This window comes from Undibacterium sp., from assembly GCF_030683615.1.
Classification (GTDB): domain Bacteria; phylum Pseudomonadota; class Gammaproteobacteria; order Burkholderiales; family Burkholderiaceae_D; genus Undibacterium; species Undibacterium umbellatum.
Genome location: NZ_JAUXQE010000022.1, coordinates 134169 through 151034 on the forward strand (window position 1 = coordinate 134169; position 16866 = coordinate 151034).

A 16866-nucleotide genomic window follows, 5' to 3' on the forward strand; every position below is an offset into this window, starting at 1 on the left:
GCAAATTGTCACGACAGAGACGCGAATAAGCTGGCAGGCGGCAAGAATGCCTCAATCCGTCATATCATGCATATTCAGCAGACAATTCTGCACGGAAAAATAAGCAAGGCTCAGAATCATGACTTTAACCACCTCCCCCGCGCGCTTTGGCTTGCGCGCCAAAATGCTTTTTGCCGTCATCGCCATGGTATTGGCTGGTTTCACCGTGACCATTAGCTTGTTGACCAAGCAGGCTGGCAGCATGCAGCAGGAATCAGCCCAGCAATATGCCAGGCAACTGGCCATCAACAATGCAGGCAAAGTGGCAGACCGTATTAACCTCGCCCTGCACGCAGGCCGCAGCCTGGCATTTGAGCTGGCAGCCATGCAGGCCAGTGGCAAGGCCGACCGTGCCCAGGCTGATCTGCTATTGAAAAGCGTGCTGGAAGGTCACCCGGAATTTACCGGCATAGGCACGATCTGGGAAGCCAATGCCTTTGATGGCAAGGATAGCGAGTACGCAGGCAAGGAAGGCCATGATGCCACTGGCCGCTACCTGCCCTATTGGAATCGTGGCAGCGGCAAGACCCAGGTAGAAGCACTGACTGATTATGAGAAAGAGGGTGCGGGTGATTACTATTTGCTGGCCAAAAAAAGCGGCAATGAAGTCTTGCTGGAACCGTATATGTACAAGATTGCAGGCAAGGATGTCTTCATGACCACGGTCACCATCCCGGTCAAGGCCAAGGGCCAGTTTGTCGGTGCAGTCACGGTAGATTTACCTGTCGCCAGCTTTCAGGAAGATGTCAGCAAGATACACCCCTATGAAACCGGCTATGCCAGCCTGATTTCCAACAATGGTATCTACATCGGTGATGCCGATGCCAAAAATGTAGGACAAAACATAGGCGACAGTGCTGAGGCTCAGGCTGCCAAAGCCGCCATCAAGGCAGGCCAGACATATAGTAACACCATACAGCACACTGTCATGCAGACCACGGTGAAACGCATGTATGTGCCTATACAGATAGGTGCCACCACGACTCCCTGGTCTTTTGTCATCAGCGTGCCGGAAGACAAGATACTCGCAGACGTCAATTATCTGCGCAATACCGCCATCCTTATCGGTATCTTCAGTGTGCTGGTGGTATCAGCCATCCTGACTTTTGTCATCAACAAGCTGGTCATTGCGCCGCTGGGTGGTGAGCCTGATGTGGCGGTAGGCATCGCCAAAAGTGTGGCCGAAGGCGACCTGACCACGATGGTGACACTCAAGCCAGGTGATAATAGCAGCATGTTGTATGCCTTGCATGGCATGCAGCAGCAACTCAAAACCATGGTCACGCATATACGTGACAGTAGCGAGTTTGTCTCGAATGCTTCTGGCGAGATCGCCATGGGTAATATCGATCTGTCAGAAAGAACCGAGAACCAGGCATCATCGCTGGCAGAAACCGCCAACAGTGTGGAAAGCCTGAACCAGACTGTCAGGCAAAATGCAGGCAACGCAGAACAGGCCAGGCAACTGGCTGTCTCTGCTGCCCAGACAGCGCAGCGCGGCAGCACCCAGGTCGACAAAGTGGTTAATACCATGGCTGACATTTCTGGTGAATCCAGGAAGATGTTTGACATCATCGCAGCGATAGAAGGCATCGCCTTCCAGACCAATATCCTGGCCCTGAATGCAGCGGTTGAGGCAGCGCGGGCTGGAGAACAGGGCCGCGGCTTTGCGGTTGTGGCTTCCGAAGTGCGCAACCTGGCACAACGCAGCGCCATCGCTTCGAAAGAAATCAAGTCATTGATAGAAACCTCGATCGCCAAAGTCGATGTAGGTTCTGAAGTGGTTAGTCATGCAGGCAAGACCATGACCGAGATCCTGGCCTCGGTAGAAGGCCTGTCAACCATTCTTAATGAAATCTCCAGTGCTTCTGCCGAGCAAAGCCACGGCATCGCCCAGATTACCAATGAGATAGGTTTGATGGACCAGACTACCCAGCAAAATGCCGCACTGGTGGAAGAATCTGCCGCCGCCGCAGCTTCGTTAAAAGAAGAAGCCCAGAAGTTGTGGCAAGCCCTGCTGGCGTTTAAAGTGAACTGATTTCCAATATGCCAGGCAGTAAAAAGAAATGGACATCAACACTTGTGTTTGATGTCCATATTTTTTATGTAGGGCGAGACAGTTGCCTGGCGGCGTATCATTTTGCCGCCGTCTGCATCTTGGCCATGGCCTGCAAAGCCTGTTGAAATACTTCCGGCTGATAGCCACGTATCATGCTCTTACCTATGATGACGACCGGCACTCCTTCACCGCCCAGCTCCGCATGTCTGGCGGCAGCAGCAGGTGACTTTTCTACATCCAGTTCCACAAATTCGATCTTGTTTTCATCAAAATAAGCCCGTGTTTTTTGACAAAAACTGCAACTGGCTGTGCCATACAGGAGAACCTTGCTTTTGGTATTCTGGAAGTGAGTTGAATAATCGCCTTCCTGATAAGCAGGTTTCAACCACATGGGAAGACGCGGCGCGACATAGCCTATCAATAAGCCTACGGCGATTATCCCAGCATAGCTCAGTATCGTTTTTGCTATTTTCACACTGCATCCCGGATCAAATAGTTGAATGAAAAAGATAGTGATCACCAGCCTGAAGCTGATGATCACTATTTTTGACGAGTCACACGGAATGGCCTGCCCAAGAGCAGGCCTTACTCATCGCGCCTCAGTCTTTGAAACAGATTATTGTGGATAATCAGACAGGCAATCGGTCATGCATTGCTGGTATTCAGCAGAGCCGCGTGGGGCTTGCTTGATGCATTCCTTATTGCAGAAAAAATAGGGAGGCGGGTAAGCAAATGCAGCACTGCAGCCAATTGCCAAAGCCAGAGCAATTAATTTTTTTGTTGTTGATTTAAACATCTAAAGTCTCCTGATTGATTGATGAGGGAATAACACAACACCAGAGCATTCGCCCCCAAGTCAAATGCCTGGAATTCATTAAACCATTACGCTCTCGCCTGCCAAGCTCTATAAGCTCTTGCTCTCCAGAGTTTGCTTACATGTTCTTTTGAAATTATTAATTCGGCAAAATAATACCATCAAATATATTTCGATTAACACTATTTAACTATTGCACCTGCACAGAAATTTTGCTTTTTTATTATTTATTTTGTTAGCAAAAGCCAGCTCTTCAGAGGGAGGATGGCTACATCCTGAATAAAGCTGATTGTGGAAATCAGCACAGCATATTTTGCTGCATCGCAGCATATGTCTTTTTATATGAGAATTTTGTCGTGGTAAGCTACGCGCCGAATTGACGCAATTCACATCATTTCAAGGCACGCATTGAAAAAAATTTTGCGGCCGGCTGCGACTTTTATACTAAAAAACTATTGGAGAGCACTTTGAACCAAATTCAAACACCAGGTGCACACACTATTCTGGGACACCCGGATAGCTTGTTCGTCCTGTTCTTTACAGAAATGTGGGAACGGTTTTCTTACTACGGCATGCGCGCGCTGATCGTGCTGTTCCTGACCAGCAAGCTGGTTGATGGCGGTTGGGGATGGAGTGACGAGCAAGCTCTTTCCCTATATGGCTGGTATACCGGCCTGGTATATCTGACCCCTATCCTGGGTGGTTATATTGCAGACAAGATATTAGGTAGCAGACGTTCTGTTGTACTTGGAGGATTCATCATCGCAGCCGGACACGCCTGTCTGTTGTTTGAAACTCCGGCGATGTTCTACACCGGCCTGGGCCTGGTGGTTGCAGGTACTGGTTTGTTCAAACCAAATATCTCTGCCATCGTTGGTCAGTTGTATACCAAGGAAAATGAAGGTGGCCGTGATGGTGGTTATACTTTGTTCTACATGGGCGTGAACTCTGGCGCTTTCTTCGGTATCCTGTTATGCGGCTACATAGGTGAAAAAATCTCCTGGCCCATGGGCTTTGGCCTGGCCGGTGCATTCATGTTATTGGGTGCAATCCAGTTCTATTTTGGCCAGGGTATATTTGGTGACATTGGTCTGGCAAAGTCCCAGCAAACGACTCAAGTGGTAGCAGTTGAAGAAGCTGCGCCACATATAGTAGCCGACCGTCTGTTGGCGATTTGCGTATTTTCTTTCTTCACCATCTTTTTCTGGTTCGCATTTGAACAGGCTGGTGGTTCCATGACAATTTTTGCGGATAAATTTACTGACCGCACTCTGGTCGGGACCAGCGGCATGGTGTTCAAAATCATCAATAGCCTGATGACTGTCATACCTACCGTCATTCTGTCATGGCTGTTAATCAAATTATTCGCTGGCACTGCCAAACGCTACCTGCTGTCGAATGTACTGCTGGTCACCTGCATAGGAGCAATCTGGGCGCTGGTCGTCTGGATGTTGCAACGCGAGTTTGCGCTTGAGCAGTCTGATGTTCCCGCAAGTTGGTTCGGTGTATTGAACTCTTTCTTCCTGGTGATCCTGGCACCGATGTTTTCCAAGTTGTGGGAAAAACACTGGAATCCTAGTGGGCCGATCAAGTTTGGTGTTGGCCTGATACTGCTGGGCCTAGGTTTTGCTGCTTTGTCGTATGGTGCTGCGAGCATCCCCGCAGGCGCAAAAACTGCAGGCGTCAGTATGATTTTCCTGATTGCAGCTTACTTCTTCCATACCATGGGCGAGCTGTGCATCTCCCCGGTTGGCCTGTCATACATCAGTAAGCTGGCTCCACAACGTTTGCTGGGCCTGATGTTTGGCGTGTGGTTTCTGAACACAGCGATCGCGAATAAACTGGCTGGTTACAGCGGCAGTTATATCGGAGCAATCTCGAAAGAATATTCATTGTCAGTGTTCTTCCTGATATTCACGATTATCCCTATCACGGCTGGCTGCGTCCTGATGCTGTTGAATAAATGGATGGCAAAAAAAATGCACGGCATCCACTAAGCTGCGCGCTGCATAAAAAAATCCCCGCCCAATGATGATTGCGCGGGGATTTTTTATTGCACATTGCGTTTAAGCCTTGAATGTCACCCAGGGCTTGAGCCTGACTGCAGCCTTGATCAAGCCCGCGGTTTCTTGTGCTTCTATCACCGGGCCTATGGGTTTATAGGCTTGCGGCGCTTCTTCCACCCTGCGCTCTTCCCGCAATGTCACGCATTGCCAACTGGCGCCGGCATTGTCATGGCGCATACGCCTTACATCCTGTCTGCGAACGCGCCGCCCCGCACCATGGCTGCAAGACCATAACCATTCAGAGTTGCCCAGTCCCTCTACCAGGTAGCTGGCATCACCCATGGAGCCGGGTATCAGGGCCAGATCACCATTACGTGCCGGGGTTGCACCCTTCCTGTGGATATTCATGCCATGCTCACGCAAGATAACATTGTGAGGCACGTCCACAATCAGGGAAGATTTGGCATGACCCAGCACGAGCTGCAGCTGTTGCCTGACCAGTTCTGCCAGCACCATGCGATTCGCCCAGGCATAGCGCGCTGCCACGCCCATTGCTTGCAGGTATTCTTCGGCCAGTTCACCGCTAAGTCCATACAAGGCAGTGTCAGGATGCTTGAGACCAACAGGCCATTCTTCCCTGGCCCTGTCCATCCAGCGCTGCCCCACATAGAAACCGACATCGCGAGAACCGCTATGTATCATGACCACGATATCGTCCTTGGCCAGGCCAGCGCGATAAGCCAGGTGGCGATCAAAGACCTCATCGACGATCTGCAACTCGACGAAGTGATTGCCACCACCCGGCGTACCCAGGCCAGGGTCACGCACGATGCCATCACGGTTGAACCATGCCTCGGGTGCATAGCGGCGGGCGCCACCAAATTCTTGCAAGCCTATGCAGGCGGTAAGTTCTTGTTGCAGGCGGTCGCGGTCCGCCGTCGACCAGATGCCACTGTCCGGCAAACTGTCCAGAAAAGCCGAAGGACCGGCATCACTGAGCGCAGCAAAGGCTTTGGCGTGGGCAGGCACATCCCGGCCATTTTCCAGCAAGACGCGTTGTAACTGGCGTATCAACGCAGGTTTGCGCTGGCTGACCTGGGATAAATTAAAGCCTGTCGTCAGCAAACGCATGCCGCAATTGATATCCGTGCCTATGGCAGCGGGAATGACAAAACCAGCATCTGTCGCAACGATGGAACCTACCGGCGCAATACTACCGGGATGAAAGTCAGGCGTAGCGCAAGCCTTGCACACTGCATGATGGCCATCGGCGGATTTGACGGCGGCAAAAGCCATCAATTGTTTTACTGCTTTTTCTTCCAGCGGAAGAGTGTCAGGCAACAACACTGTCGCCTGCGCATGTTCATTGTGAAGTTTAAATATGCCATTGGCATGTTCAACCTGGATGCCCTGTCTTTGCAGGGCAGATTGTAAACGGGATATAGAAGTCATAGCTGCTACCAAAATTTGAAGTACAGGTGCGCCTCCGGCGATTCGGGGGCATTTGTACCTCTAGCAGCAGCGCCAAGAGGGGCGTTGTGAGTATATCCAAATTTACTGCGAGTGCAAATAATTTGCTGTCTGGTTTGTCTCTTTTGAATACTCTGGCATTGCCTCTTTGCCCAGGGAAGAAAATTTCAATCGACGATTAAAGTTCAAGATAATGTCCAAGATGAATTGTCTTTTTAGCGATGACTGAATGGCGATCTACAAAAAGCTAAAGCCCCGAAAACCAAAAAAATGAAGGTGCCCGTGTTGGGAAATATATGAGAACTAATCAAATCCGCCAGACAAAGGCATTTGCTTTCACAACACCAGCTGTTCAAATTGTTGCGCTGGAACCGGCTGAGAATACAAATAGCCCTGTGCAAAATCACAACCGGCGGTCAGCAGTAAGTCCCGTTGAGCCGTGGTCTCAACCCCCTCGGCAATCACCGCCAGGCCTAGTTTGTGCGCCATCATGATGATTGCTTCACATAAGGCCAGGTCATTGGCGTCCACATCTATATTCCGAACAAAAACCCTGTCTATCTTGATATAGTCAATATCGAATTTCTTCAAATATGCCAGAGAAGAATAGCCAGTGCCAAAATCGTCCAGGGCAACATGTGCGCCGGCATCCCGAAAACGCAACAATTTATCAGCGACGCCTTCTGTCGCATCGAGCAATAATCCTTCGGTAATTTCTATGACTATGCTGTTTGCCGGTAATCCTGAAGCCGCCAGATGTTCCAGCCATGTCTCAGTAAAGTCGCGGTCATGGCGGAATTGAACAGGCGACACGTTGACACTGATTTTGAAATCGGGGAGTTTCATTGATCGCAATCGTCTTACCTGTTCGGCCGCTTGCTTGAACACCCATTCACCAATCTCCACGATCAATCCGCTGGCTTCAGCCAGAGGAATAAAATCGACAGGACTAACCATACCTCGCACTGGATGCTTCCAGCGTATCAATGCTTCGGCCTTGAGTATTTTGCCACTGGCGAGTTCAACAATGGGTTGATAGTACACAAGAAATTCACCTGCCTTGAGTGCGTCACGCAAATCATTGCTCAAACTCATACGCGACTGAACGGCTTCTTGCAATGCGCCTGTAAACAGACAATAGCGGTTGCGCCCGGCATTCTTTGCCGCATACATTGCCTGGTCAGCGTGTCTCAGCAAATTTTCCACATCGTGACCATCGTCGGGAAATTGTGCTATGCCTATGCTGGCAGAAATGTAGGCTCTTTCCACTCCCAATTGAAATACCTGCACCAGCCTGGCAATGATCGCTTCGGCAACTGTGGTAATTTGAATCTCGTCCTGACAGTCAGGCAAAATCACGGTAAATTCATCGCCACCCAATCTCGCTATCGTCGCCGACTCATCCACACACTCTGCAATGCGACTAGCAACTTCGACGAGAAGTATGTCCCCTTTGTCGTGCCCAAGTGCATCGTTGATTTCCTTGAACTGGTCCAGGTCTATCAACAATAGTGCCAACGATTTGCCAGACTCTTTCGCAATCGATAGCTGCTTGCGCAGCTGGCTGATAAACATGTGGCGATTTGGTAATCCCGTCAACGAATCTATATTGGCCTGCTTCCAGATGACGTCGTCCTGCTTTTTTTTCTCTGTTATATCGGAAAGAAGTGCAACCCTTTGTGCAATATTTCCTGAGTCATCATATACAGTATTGATCACCAACCGCAATGCGATCGCTGCACCGTTCTTGTCTTTGTCCCACAACTCCCCATTCCAGTGACCAGAAGCGTCCAGTGCTTGCCACATTGTCCGGTAAAACTCTGCTGACTGACGCCCTGATTTAAGGACATTGGGACTTTTACCCCGCACTTCAGAAAGCTCATAACCAGTAAGCTGCGTAAATGCCTCATTGATTGCCAGGATTTTATTCGTTGCGTCCGTCACCATCATTGCATCAGAACTATGCTGATATACAAGTGACGCAATTCTCAGTGCCTCTTCAGCACGTTTGCGTTCCGTCACTTCAACCAGGGAAAATACCAGGTATTCAATTTCATCTCTGGCATCCAACACCGGTACCAGAGTCCAGTCCCAATAGGTAGTGCCGCGCTCAGGTTGATCAATAAATTCAAAGGCGCGTGTAAAAGTGATGAAAGGACGCTTGGTACGAACAACCTCATCAAAAATCAGTTGCGTATCCGAAGGGAAGAGTTCGAAATGATTACGTCCTTCAAATTCTGCTATATCAAGCCGACACGCATCGGCATAGGCTTGATTGACACGAACAAAGTTATATTCGCGATCCAGAATGACCAGGCAACTGACACTGTGATTGAAAAAAGTCTCAGCGAGTTTTAATTGTCTGATTGTTTCAGAATCTGCTGCCATTCCCGGCTTCCTAAAAAATTGACATGCAGTCATTCAATCAGAGAGTTGACGCTTTCATAGCATAGTAATAACAATACCAGCCAGGGTCAATCCTTGAACTTGTTCATCTGTGTCTTTTTGTACATTAACCGCAAACTAAATACAGTTCACCTGAGAATCTATACCTGGTGTCTATACTGATTTTTCATTTTGAAGCGCAATTCGGTACTCTTCCAATTTGGCATGGTAGTCAGCAGCATCCCCATATGCCAGGAAACGTGCATAGCGCGCATGGGAACCAAGTAATTTTTGCGCATGCTTGATGGGACAGAAATATTGCTCCGTCCTGGCTGCAATTTCGCTGACGTAGGCGAGTAAACCATTAGCGTAACTGCAGTAAACGCAGTGAAACCGCTCGAAGAAATTCAGGTATTGCAAATGCTGCCTGTCGAAACTAATGTAGTCTCCGCGTCGCACCTTCTCAATTTTATATATAGGAAAGCATATTAATTGATACAGGCTGACATACATGTCAAGGAAGACAATGGGGAATATAAGCCCATAAATCAGCGGTCCGGTTAGAAAATTCTGAGGCCGGTCAACCACGATCCAACGGAAGACATTCAACTTCAGCTTGCGATGTGCGGCGCGAATGGAGCCGGTAAACTTAACTCGTTTACCATTGAAATGGTATAGAAGCTCCGACTCTTTCTCGTCCAGAGCCGATTTCAACTCCCCTTCAAGGGCAGTGATTTGTTGAAGGATTTCCCGAATTCTTTTGTCCATGATCACTCCACGAAATTTCAAGCTTTGGAACTGGATATCACCAGAGATCAATATACGGAAACGAGGGCGTGTTAACAGTCAATAAGAGATTCTTTTGATTATTATCAAATCTTTATTCTCCTCAATGATGAAATTGGCTATGAATATACTTGCGGCAAAGATATCAATCCAGCATTGCCAGAACTCAGTTCAACAATTGGGTTGAGATGCGATCCAGGTAACAATAGGCATCGCCAAGATACCTCCCCATTCTTTATTTTGCCAGCAGCAACCTGCGGCACAAGGGCTTGTTACGTCTGATCAACCATAAAGATGCGACGATCACCTCGATCTTCAGCCCCGAACAGGCCAGCCAGGAATTTGTCGTAGCTGAAGTCAACAAGTGGCAGCAGTTCAGCGATTATATTTTTCATGGCATCTGGCATATCTGGATAGGCTTTGACCACATTCTGTTTTTATTGTCCTTATTGCTGCCTGCCGTACTGGTGCTAAAAATGGGCAAATGGGATGCTGCCAGCAGCTTTAAAGCAGCCGCCATTGATGTCTTGAAAATAGTCACGGCATTTACGCTGGCCCATTCGATTACCCTGACCCTGGCGGCCCTGAATGTATTAACCTTACCCACACGGCTGGTAGAGTCAGCGATTGCTGCATCTGTCATTTTGGCGGCGCTGAATAATCTGTTCCCACTCTTCCAGGGACGGCGCTGGATGGTGGCATTTGCTTTTGGGCTTATCCACGGCTTTGGTTTCGCCAGCGTTTTGGCCGACCTTGGCTTGCCGCAATCAGCATTGGTGCTGGCACTGCTGGGTTTCAACCTGAGCGTCGAGATTGGACAATTGATCATTGTTGCAGGCTTTTTACCCCTGGCTTACCTGTTGCGCCGCCACTGGCTATACCAGCGCGCCATCTTGCAAGTGGGCTCAGGGCTGATCATCCTCATTGCCCTGGTGTGGTTTATTGAACGCGCGTTCAATATGCGCCTTGTTTCCTAAAACTTGTATGCAACCCCTCTGCTGACTACTTTCATTAGCTATTTGGTTATGAGTGCTGAAGAAAACAGCATAATTTGGATATATTGCGGTGCTAGAATGAAGCTTTCCCCGAGCTGACTGCCGGGGCGGCTTATTAAAGTTCAACCAAGGATATTCATGAAAAGCAAACTGAGTCTGCTCTTGCTCGCCGCGCTGAGTGCCAATGCTGGTTCACAAGAAAATTTGAACTATCAAAAACCACCGCAAGCCATACTGGATCTGGCCGCCTTCCAGCGCGCCCCTGTCGTGAGCATGGACAGCAACAGGAAGACACTGCTGCTCAGTTATCGCAATACCTATAAATCATTGAATGATTTGAACCAGACAGAAATGCGCCTGGCTGGTTTGCGCATCAATCCTGTCACAAATATTTCCAGCACGCTGACCTACGTCAATAATCTCAAGCTGCGCAAAGTCGATGCAACTGATGAAGTGCAGGTCAAGGGCTTGCCAGAGAACCCGCTGATCAGTCACCTGGTCTGGTCGCCCAATGAAAAGAAAATCGCCTTTACCAATACCGCTGCCAAGGGTGTGGAGCTATGGGTCATTGACGTGGAAACAGCCACTGCGAAAAAACTGACCGAAGCCAACCTGAATGCCAATCTGGGCACTCCTTTCGACTGGTACAGGGATAGTGAAAGTCTACTCATCAAGGTCTTGCCCAAGAATCGGCCTGCGCTGCTTGATGCCAGCAAGGATTTGCCTGGCGGCCCCATCATTTCCACCTCCAGTGGCGCCACATCGCAGAACCGCACTTATGCAGATCTCTTGAAGAACCAGAATGATGAAAGTAATTTTGTAAACCTGACGACTTCTGAATTGCATAAAATAAACCTACAAGGCAAGAGCAGCTTGTTCAAAAAAGCAGACATGTTTGCTGAAGTCAGTTTTTCACCTGATGGCAAATATGTGCTGAGCAGCGCTCTGCAAAAACCTTTCTCTTACATCGTTCCGTTGCAGCGTTTTCCTTTAAAAACCATTGTCAGTGATATCAATGGCAAGCAACTTAAGGTCGTCAATGAGACACCCTTGAATGAGGTCATTCCCAAGGGTTTTAATGCAGTGGCTGTCGGTAAACGCTATATGGAATGGCGTGCCGATAAACCATCCAGCCTCAGCTATGTACAGGCTCTCGATGGTGGCGACCCGGCCAATAAAGTGGACTACCGCGATGAAGTATTTTCCTGGGATGCACCTTTCGACAAGACTGCCGTATCACTGATAAAAACTGCCCAGCGCTATGTCGGTATCAACTGGGGCAATGACAAGCTGGCCATCGTCACCGATGGCTGGTATGACACGCGCAATACCAAGGCCTATCTGTTCAATCCTTCCAGCCCGGCGGAAGCACCACGTGTCATCTCTGACCGTAATATGCAGGATATCTATTCTGACCCAGGACGTTTTGAAACAAAATTCAACCAGTACCACCGCAAGGTATTGGCCATAGAAGATAACAAAGTTTATTTGCTGGGAGCAGGTCACACCAAAAAAGGTCAGTTCCCTTTCATTGATGAGCTCGATTTGGGGAGCCTGAAAAAGACGCGTCTGTATCAGTCCGCTTACACTGACAAGATAGAAAATATCGTCTCTATTGAAGATGTAAAAAAAGGCGATGTGCTGGTGCAGATACAGTCTAAGACTGAGTACCCGAATTATTACTTCCGCAACATCAAAGGTGGCAGCCAGCTCACACCGGTGACGCAATTCAAGAACCCTTTCATGGGCCTAAAGGATGTCTCGAAAGAAGTCATCAAATACAAGCGCAAGGATGGTGTGGAATTGTCAGGCACCTTGTATCTGCCTGCCAACTACGACAAAAGCAAGAAAGAGAAACTGCCTTTACTGATCTGGGCTTACCCGGCAGAATTCAAGGACAAGGATTCAGCTGGCCAAAGCAAGCATAATGAAAACCAGTTTACTTTCCCAAGCTCTGCCTCCTTCATCTATTGGGTAGCGCGCGGTTATGCCGTCCTTGACGACGCGGCTTTCCCCATTATTGGTGAAGGCAAGACCGAGCCGAATGACAACTTCATCCCGCAACTGGTCGATAATGCTGAAGCGGCGATTGATGCTGTTGATGCACTCGGTTATATAGACCGCAAGCGTGTTGCCGTAGGCGGTCACTCTTACGGTGCTTTCATGACAGCCAACCTGCTGACGCATTCGAAATTATTTGCCTGCGGTATCGCGCGCAGTGGTGCCTACAACCGCACACTGACGCCTTTTGGCTTCCAGAGTGAGCAGCGCAATTACTGGGAGAGCCCGGACGTGTACAACAAGATGTCACCCTTCATGAGTGCCGACAAGATGAAGACACCGATGTTGCTGGTACATGGCGAAGCCGACAATAATCCCGGCACCTTCACCCTGCAAACCGAGCGCTATTTCCAGGCGTTGAAAGGACTGGGCGCACCAGTACGCATGGTGATCTTGCCCAAGGAAAGTCATAGCTATGCTGCCAAAGAAAACATCATGCATTTGTTATGGGAGCAAGATCAGTTTTTGGAGAAGTGCCTGAAAAAATAATCAGGATTACTCTGCAGTTGATGCAGGAAAAACCAAAGACTAACTTTGGTTTTTCCCTTGAGGACAGTCACTGAATCCAAACATTGCTAGTAAGGATTGGGCACTTTGCTTTGCACGTAGCTGGCTTTGATCAAGCTCCACAATACGCTTCTGTCTGCACTTTCAGCGATATTAAAAGGGCGAATTTTCTTTGCGCCCGCTTTTTCTGCGTTGATGTTTCTTGGGACATCAATACTCACAATGTTCGGCTGACCAGCTTCAAATACCAATAACTCTTTGGCAGATTGATCGTCATTCACATCTACAGCAATCACACCTTTATCGTGGAGAAAGCTGATTTTGTCGACGATGGTATGTCCCACTACGATATGGCTGGCATTAAACGCTTTCAAGACTTTTCTGACATCTTCAGTCTTTGCGCTTGGAGAGTCCGTGCTACTTGCTGGAAAATAACCCCGATATCGGCTGACGCCAGTTTGGGCCATCACTATGTCAAAACTGAGTTTGCCCGTTGACTTGCCCTGCCAGTAATCCCACATTGTTTGATTAATGTCTTCTACGCTATTGGTGTGTTGCACAAAGGCTGGATTGATACCACCATGCGCAAACAAGACGTTGCCAAACTTGGCGATCACAGTTTGCTTACGCAGCCAGTCACCAATGATGGTGTCGCTTGCATAGATGTTTGTGTATCCACCTAGTTGTTGTGCGCTATACACATGCTCGGGATGTGCGCTCTTGAGCTTACCCAGTAATAAATACTGCTCATGATTGCCCAACAACATATGAACCTTGCCCCCTGCTGCATGCGCTTGCTGTGACAAGGCATATATGCGCCAAAGCACTGCATAGGTATCGCGTCCGCGGTCAACTGAGTCACCAACGAAGATAATTTGGTTATTGGCGAAACGCCAGTTGCCCTGATCATCCACAATTTCCATTTTTTTCAAAGCAGCATCCAGGAATGTGAGATTTCCCTCGATATCACTTAGCACCACTAACCTGGCAGGTAATTCATTTTGCGTTTGTGTTGCGGCTATGGCTGGCCCTAAAGGAAATTGATGGTGCTTTCCGGCACACGTGATATCCAGCTTTGCTCCACGCCCTTCTTGAGTATATACCCGGTCTTCGCAGTACCAGCTTGCTGTCCACTTGTCTTCGCCCTGCCGCCTCACAACCGGACCATCGAGATATCCAGGAATGAAAGCCTGATCACCAGAACCTGCGTAATTGCGGATAGCCATATATGCCCCTGTCCCGACAGGCATGAGCAAACGTTGATGCACGCCACTGTGACTCAATTCCAGTTTTGCATTGGCCAGAGAAAATCCCAGCAGAATTATCATCAGCAAAACCAGCAGTGACACTATCGTTAGTATGTAAAACCAGAGCTTTCTTTTCATTTGACCAGCTATCCGAATTGTTTTTTGAGGGCAATATGCATGTATGCATAACGCGTGAATGTGTGCCAGTTAGTAAGCTGTCCAACAAAAAAGTTCCTGGTATCTGCCGAGTAGCGGGGATAGACTGTCAGCCTGATTTAGGTACGGTCAGCAGACATGAAAATATGCTGTACCACCAAAAACCAAACCCCCTCCAGCCATCAGCCGGAGGGGGTTTGAAAGTCAAACTCAAGTTCAATGACAGGCTGGCAGGCACATAATCAACGCTCTATCGCCAGCGCCACGCCCATGCCACCACCGATACACAAACTCGCCAGGCCTTTTTTGGCATCGCGACGTATCATTTCATGGATAAGGCTGACCAAAATGCGCGCACCAGATGCGCCGATAGGGTGACCAATCGCAATCGCACCGCCATTGACGTTGATCTTGCTGGTGTCCCAGCCCATTTCCTTGTTGACGCCGATGGCCTGTGCAGCGAAGGCTTCATTGATTTCCATCAGGTCCAGGTCCTGATGTGACCAGCCTGCTTTTTTCAGGCAGAGCTGGGCGGCAGGTACTGGGCCCATGCCCATGATGGTAGGGTCGATACCGGCAGAAGAATAAGCCTTGATACGGGCCAGCACTGGCAAGCCCAGTTCTTCGGCCTTTTTGGCAGACATCATGACAACGGCGGCAGCACCGTCGTTGAGGCCAGATGCATTACCGGCCGTGACTGTGCCGTTCTTGTCGAAAGCCGGACGCAGGGATGACAGGGATTCCAGCGTGGTGCCATGCTTGATGAATTCATCGCTGTCAAACACTGTCGTGCCTTTTTTGCTGACCAGCTCAAAAGGAATGATTTCATCCTTAAACTTGCCTGCTTTTTGCGCAGCTTCTGCCTTGTTTTGAGATGCCAGGGCAAACAAGTCTTGCTCTTCACGGGTGACGCCGTATTTCTTGGCGACGTTTTCTGCGGTGATGCCCATATGGTATTGGTTATACACATCCCACAGGCCGTCAACGATCATGGTATCGACCAGTTTTGCATCGCCCATGCGGAAGCCGTCGCGTGAACCATTCAAGACGTGTGGCGAAGCACTCATGTTTTCCTGACCACCAGCGATGATGATGTCAGCGTCGCCAACCTTGATGGCTTGTGCTGCCAGGTGGGTGGCTTTCAGGCCACTACCGCAAACCTTGTTGATAGTGAATGCCGGAACCATATCTGGCAGACCGGCCTTGATGACAGCCTGGCGCGCCGCATTCTGCCCCACACCTGCAGTCAATACCTGACCGAGAATCACTTCATTGATCAGATCGCCACTGAGTCCCGTTTTTTTCAGCAAGGCCTTGATGACATGCGCGCCCAAGTCGGAAGCAGCCGTTTTTGCCAAAGAGCCACCAAATTTGCCTACTGCAGTACGACCTGCAGCTACGATTACCACGTCTTGCATGTGAATTCTCCTGGTTTTACCCTTGCGAGGGTGTGGGATGGTCAAATGTTTTGCTGCTTTTAGGATACATCCTCTAGCTTACCACTGCTGGCGCTTGCCTGAGTCCGGGCATGTAAAAAAAGATGGTGTTTTGCCATGCTTGCTATTGCAGGGCGAAGATCAAACCTGAGATAAGCTGTCTGGGCTGATTGACGGGAAGGGAAAGGACGGCTTAAAACCGTATGTGGCAATCAATGCAAAAAAAATCCCCACATGCTTGCATGTGGGGATTTTTTAATTTTACTTCTGCTCAATTTTCATTGAGTCTGAATCTACAATTGCTAAATTACTTCTTTTTAGCAGTTGCTTTTTCAGCAGCTTGTGTGAATTGCTGGGTAGCCTTGGTCAGGTTTTCTTCCAGTGTTTGCACAGCTTGCTTGCTTGTTTTGGACAGTTGCTCGTAACCTGCGTTGATGTTGCCAACAACAGATTTCAAGGCTGTTACAGCTTGTTCGGAACCGGCTGGTGCATTTTTTGTCACTTCGTCGATCAGGGAAATCACTTTAGTGTTTGTTTCAGCGATGTGCGCTTCAACTGCCTTAGTGAATTCTTGCTGAGTTGCTGTTGTGATGCTTGCCAGGTGACGGCCATAAGCCAAGGCTTTTTCTGCGTTTGGCTGAGCTTGGGCTGCAGACAAAGTGAAAAATTCTTGTGGGTCTTTGGCGCTCAACAGTTGTTTAGCAGTGGCAGTACCTTCTTCGAAATTTGCCTTGGCAGCATTAACGTTCAGAGCAAACAACTGCTCCAGACCTTCAAATGCTTTTTTGTTCAGGGCAGTCAGGGAAGCAAATTGGGCTTCCAGGTTAGCTTTAGTAGTAGCGATAAATTGTTCTGGTGTATTGGTAGTCATGGCATTCTCCGGTAGATGGAATCAAGTGGCTTTA

At 48.9% G+C, this 16866-nt stretch carries 12 protein-coding genes; 4 read left to right on the forward strand and 8 right to left on the reverse strand.

Going from position 1 to position 16866, the window contains the following annotated elements; translation table 11 throughout:
• Positions 1–118: 118 nt before the first annotated feature.
• Entirely contained in the window at positions 119–2077 is a 1959-nt protein-coding gene (locus Q8K39_RS12220; protein ID WP_305260522.1) for a methyl-accepting chemotaxis protein, read from the forward strand.
• A 97-nt stretch (positions 2078–2174) separates the two neighbouring features.
• Here Q8K39_RS12220 and Q8K39_RS12225 read toward each other — a convergent pair whose 3' ends face one another.
• A complete protein-coding gene (locus Q8K39_RS12225) occupies positions 2175–2573 on the reverse strand; it encodes a glutaredoxin domain-containing protein (protein ID WP_305260523.1) in 399 nt (132 codons plus the stop codon).
• A gap of 141 nt (positions 2574–2714) precedes the next feature.
• Positions 2715–2894 (reverse strand): hypothetical protein, encoded by a 180-nt coding sequence (locus Q8K39_RS12230; RefSeq protein WP_186955794.1) that lies wholly within the window; start codon positions 2892–2894, stop codon positions 2715–2717.
• 485 nt (positions 2895–3379) lie between these two features.
• Between Q8K39_RS12230 and Q8K39_RS12235 the strand changes: the two genes are divergently transcribed.
• Positions 3380–4909 carry a peptide MFS transporter gene (locus Q8K39_RS12235; RefSeq protein ID WP_222616648.1) on the forward strand — a complete coding sequence of 510 codons (1530 nt, stop codon included), beginning with the start codon at positions 3380–3382 and terminating at the stop codon, positions 4907–4909.
• Positions 4910–4978: 69 nt separating this feature from the next.
• Here the strand turns inward: Q8K39_RS12235 and Q8K39_RS12240 are convergent, their stop codons facing one another.
• The 3 genes from Q8K39_RS12240 to Q8K39_RS12250 all read right to left on the reverse strand — a co-directional run bounded on the left by Q8K39_RS12240 (position 4979) and on the right by Q8K39_RS12250 (position 9541).
• Entirely contained in the window at positions 4979–6370 is a 1392-nt protein-coding gene (locus Q8K39_RS12240) for an RtcB family protein (RefSeq protein ID WP_305260527.1), read from the reverse strand.
• A 354-nt stretch (positions 6371–6724) separates the two neighbouring features.
• Positions 6725–8776 carry a bifunctional diguanylate cyclase/phosphodiesterase gene (locus Q8K39_RS12245; protein ID WP_305260529.1) on the reverse strand — a complete coding sequence of 684 codons (2052 nt, stop codon included), beginning with the start codon at positions 8774–8776 and terminating at the stop codon, positions 6725–6727.
• Between the two features lie 171 nt (positions 8777–8947).
• Positions 8948–9541, reverse strand: coding sequence for a hypothetical protein (locus Q8K39_RS12250; RefSeq protein ID WP_305260531.1), 594 nt, complete (start codon positions 9539–9541; stop codon positions 8948–8950).
• 287 nt (positions 9542–9828) lie between these two features.
• Between Q8K39_RS12250 and Q8K39_RS12255 the strand changes: the two genes are divergently transcribed.
• Entirely contained in the window at positions 9829–10536 is a 708-nt protein-coding gene (locus tag Q8K39_RS12255; RefSeq protein ID WP_370868594.1) for a HupE/UreJ family protein, read from the forward strand.
• A 156-nt stretch (positions 10537–10692) separates the two neighbouring features.
• A complete protein-coding gene (locus Q8K39_RS12260; RefSeq protein ID WP_305260533.1) occupies positions 10693–13104 on the forward strand; it encodes a S9 family peptidase in 2412 nt (803 codons plus the stop codon).
• Positions 13105–13190: 86 nt separating this feature from the next.
• Here Q8K39_RS12260 and Q8K39_RS12265 read toward each other — a convergent pair whose 3' ends face one another.
• The 3 genes from Q8K39_RS12265 to Q8K39_RS12275 form a co-directional block, all read right to left on the reverse strand.
• Positions 13191–14507, reverse strand: coding sequence for a metallophosphoesterase (locus Q8K39_RS12265; RefSeq protein ID WP_305260535.1), 1317 nt, complete (start codon positions 14505–14507; stop codon positions 13191–13193).
• 260 nt (positions 14508–14767) lie between these two features.
• The gene (locus Q8K39_RS12270) at positions 14768–15943 is read right to left on the reverse strand and encodes an acetyl-CoA C-acetyltransferase (RefSeq protein WP_305260537.1); all 1176 of its coding nucleotides are present in this window, start codon (positions 15941–15943) and stop codon (positions 14768–14770) included.
• A gap of 325 nt (positions 15944–16268) precedes the next feature.
• Positions 16269–16832: a phasin family protein gene (locus Q8K39_RS12275; protein ID WP_305260539.1), complete on the reverse strand. Its 564-nt coding sequence runs from the start codon at positions 16830–16832 to the stop codon at positions 16269–16271.
• Between the last annotated feature and the right edge of the window lie 34 nt (positions 16833–16866).

What these genes read in the sequence shown, in the direction of transcription:
- Q8K39_RS12265 (WP_305260535.1), bottom strand. Translation starts at nt 14,507, where the DNA reads ATGAAAAGAAAGCTCTGGTTTTACATACTAACGATAGTGTCACTGCTG.
- Q8K39_RS12250 (WP_305260531.1), bottom strand. Translation starts at nt 9,541, where the DNA reads ATGGACAAAAGAATTCGGGAAATCCTTCAACAAATCACTGCCCTTGAA.
- Q8K39_RS12220 (WP_305260522.1), top strand. Translation starts at nt 119, where the DNA reads ATGACTTTAACCACCTCCCCCGCGCGCTTTGGCTTGCGCGCCAAAATG.
- Q8K39_RS12275 (WP_305260539.1), bottom strand. Translation starts at nt 16,832, where the DNA reads ATGACTACCAATACACCAGAACAATTTATCGCTACTACTAAAGCTAAC.
- Q8K39_RS12245 (WP_305260529.1), bottom strand. Translation starts at nt 8,776, where the DNA reads ATGGCAGCAGATTCTGAAACAATCAGACAATTAAAACTCGCTGAGACT.
- Q8K39_RS12230 (WP_186955794.1), bottom strand. Translation starts at nt 2,894, where the DNA reads ATGTTTAAATCAACAACAAAAAAATTAATTGCTCTGGCTTTGGCAATT.
- Q8K39_RS12260 (WP_305260533.1), top strand. Translation starts at nt 10,693, where the DNA reads ATGAAAAGCAAACTGAGTCTGCTCTTGCTCGCCGCGCTGAGTGCCAAT.
- Q8K39_RS12240 (WP_305260527.1), bottom strand. Translation starts at nt 6,370, where the DNA reads ATGACTTCTATATCCCGTTTACAATCTGCCCTGCAAAGACAGGGCATC.
- Q8K39_RS12270 (WP_305260537.1), bottom strand. Translation starts at nt 15,943, where the DNA reads ATGCAAGACGTGGTAATCGTAGCTGCAGGTCGTACTGCAGTAGGCAAA.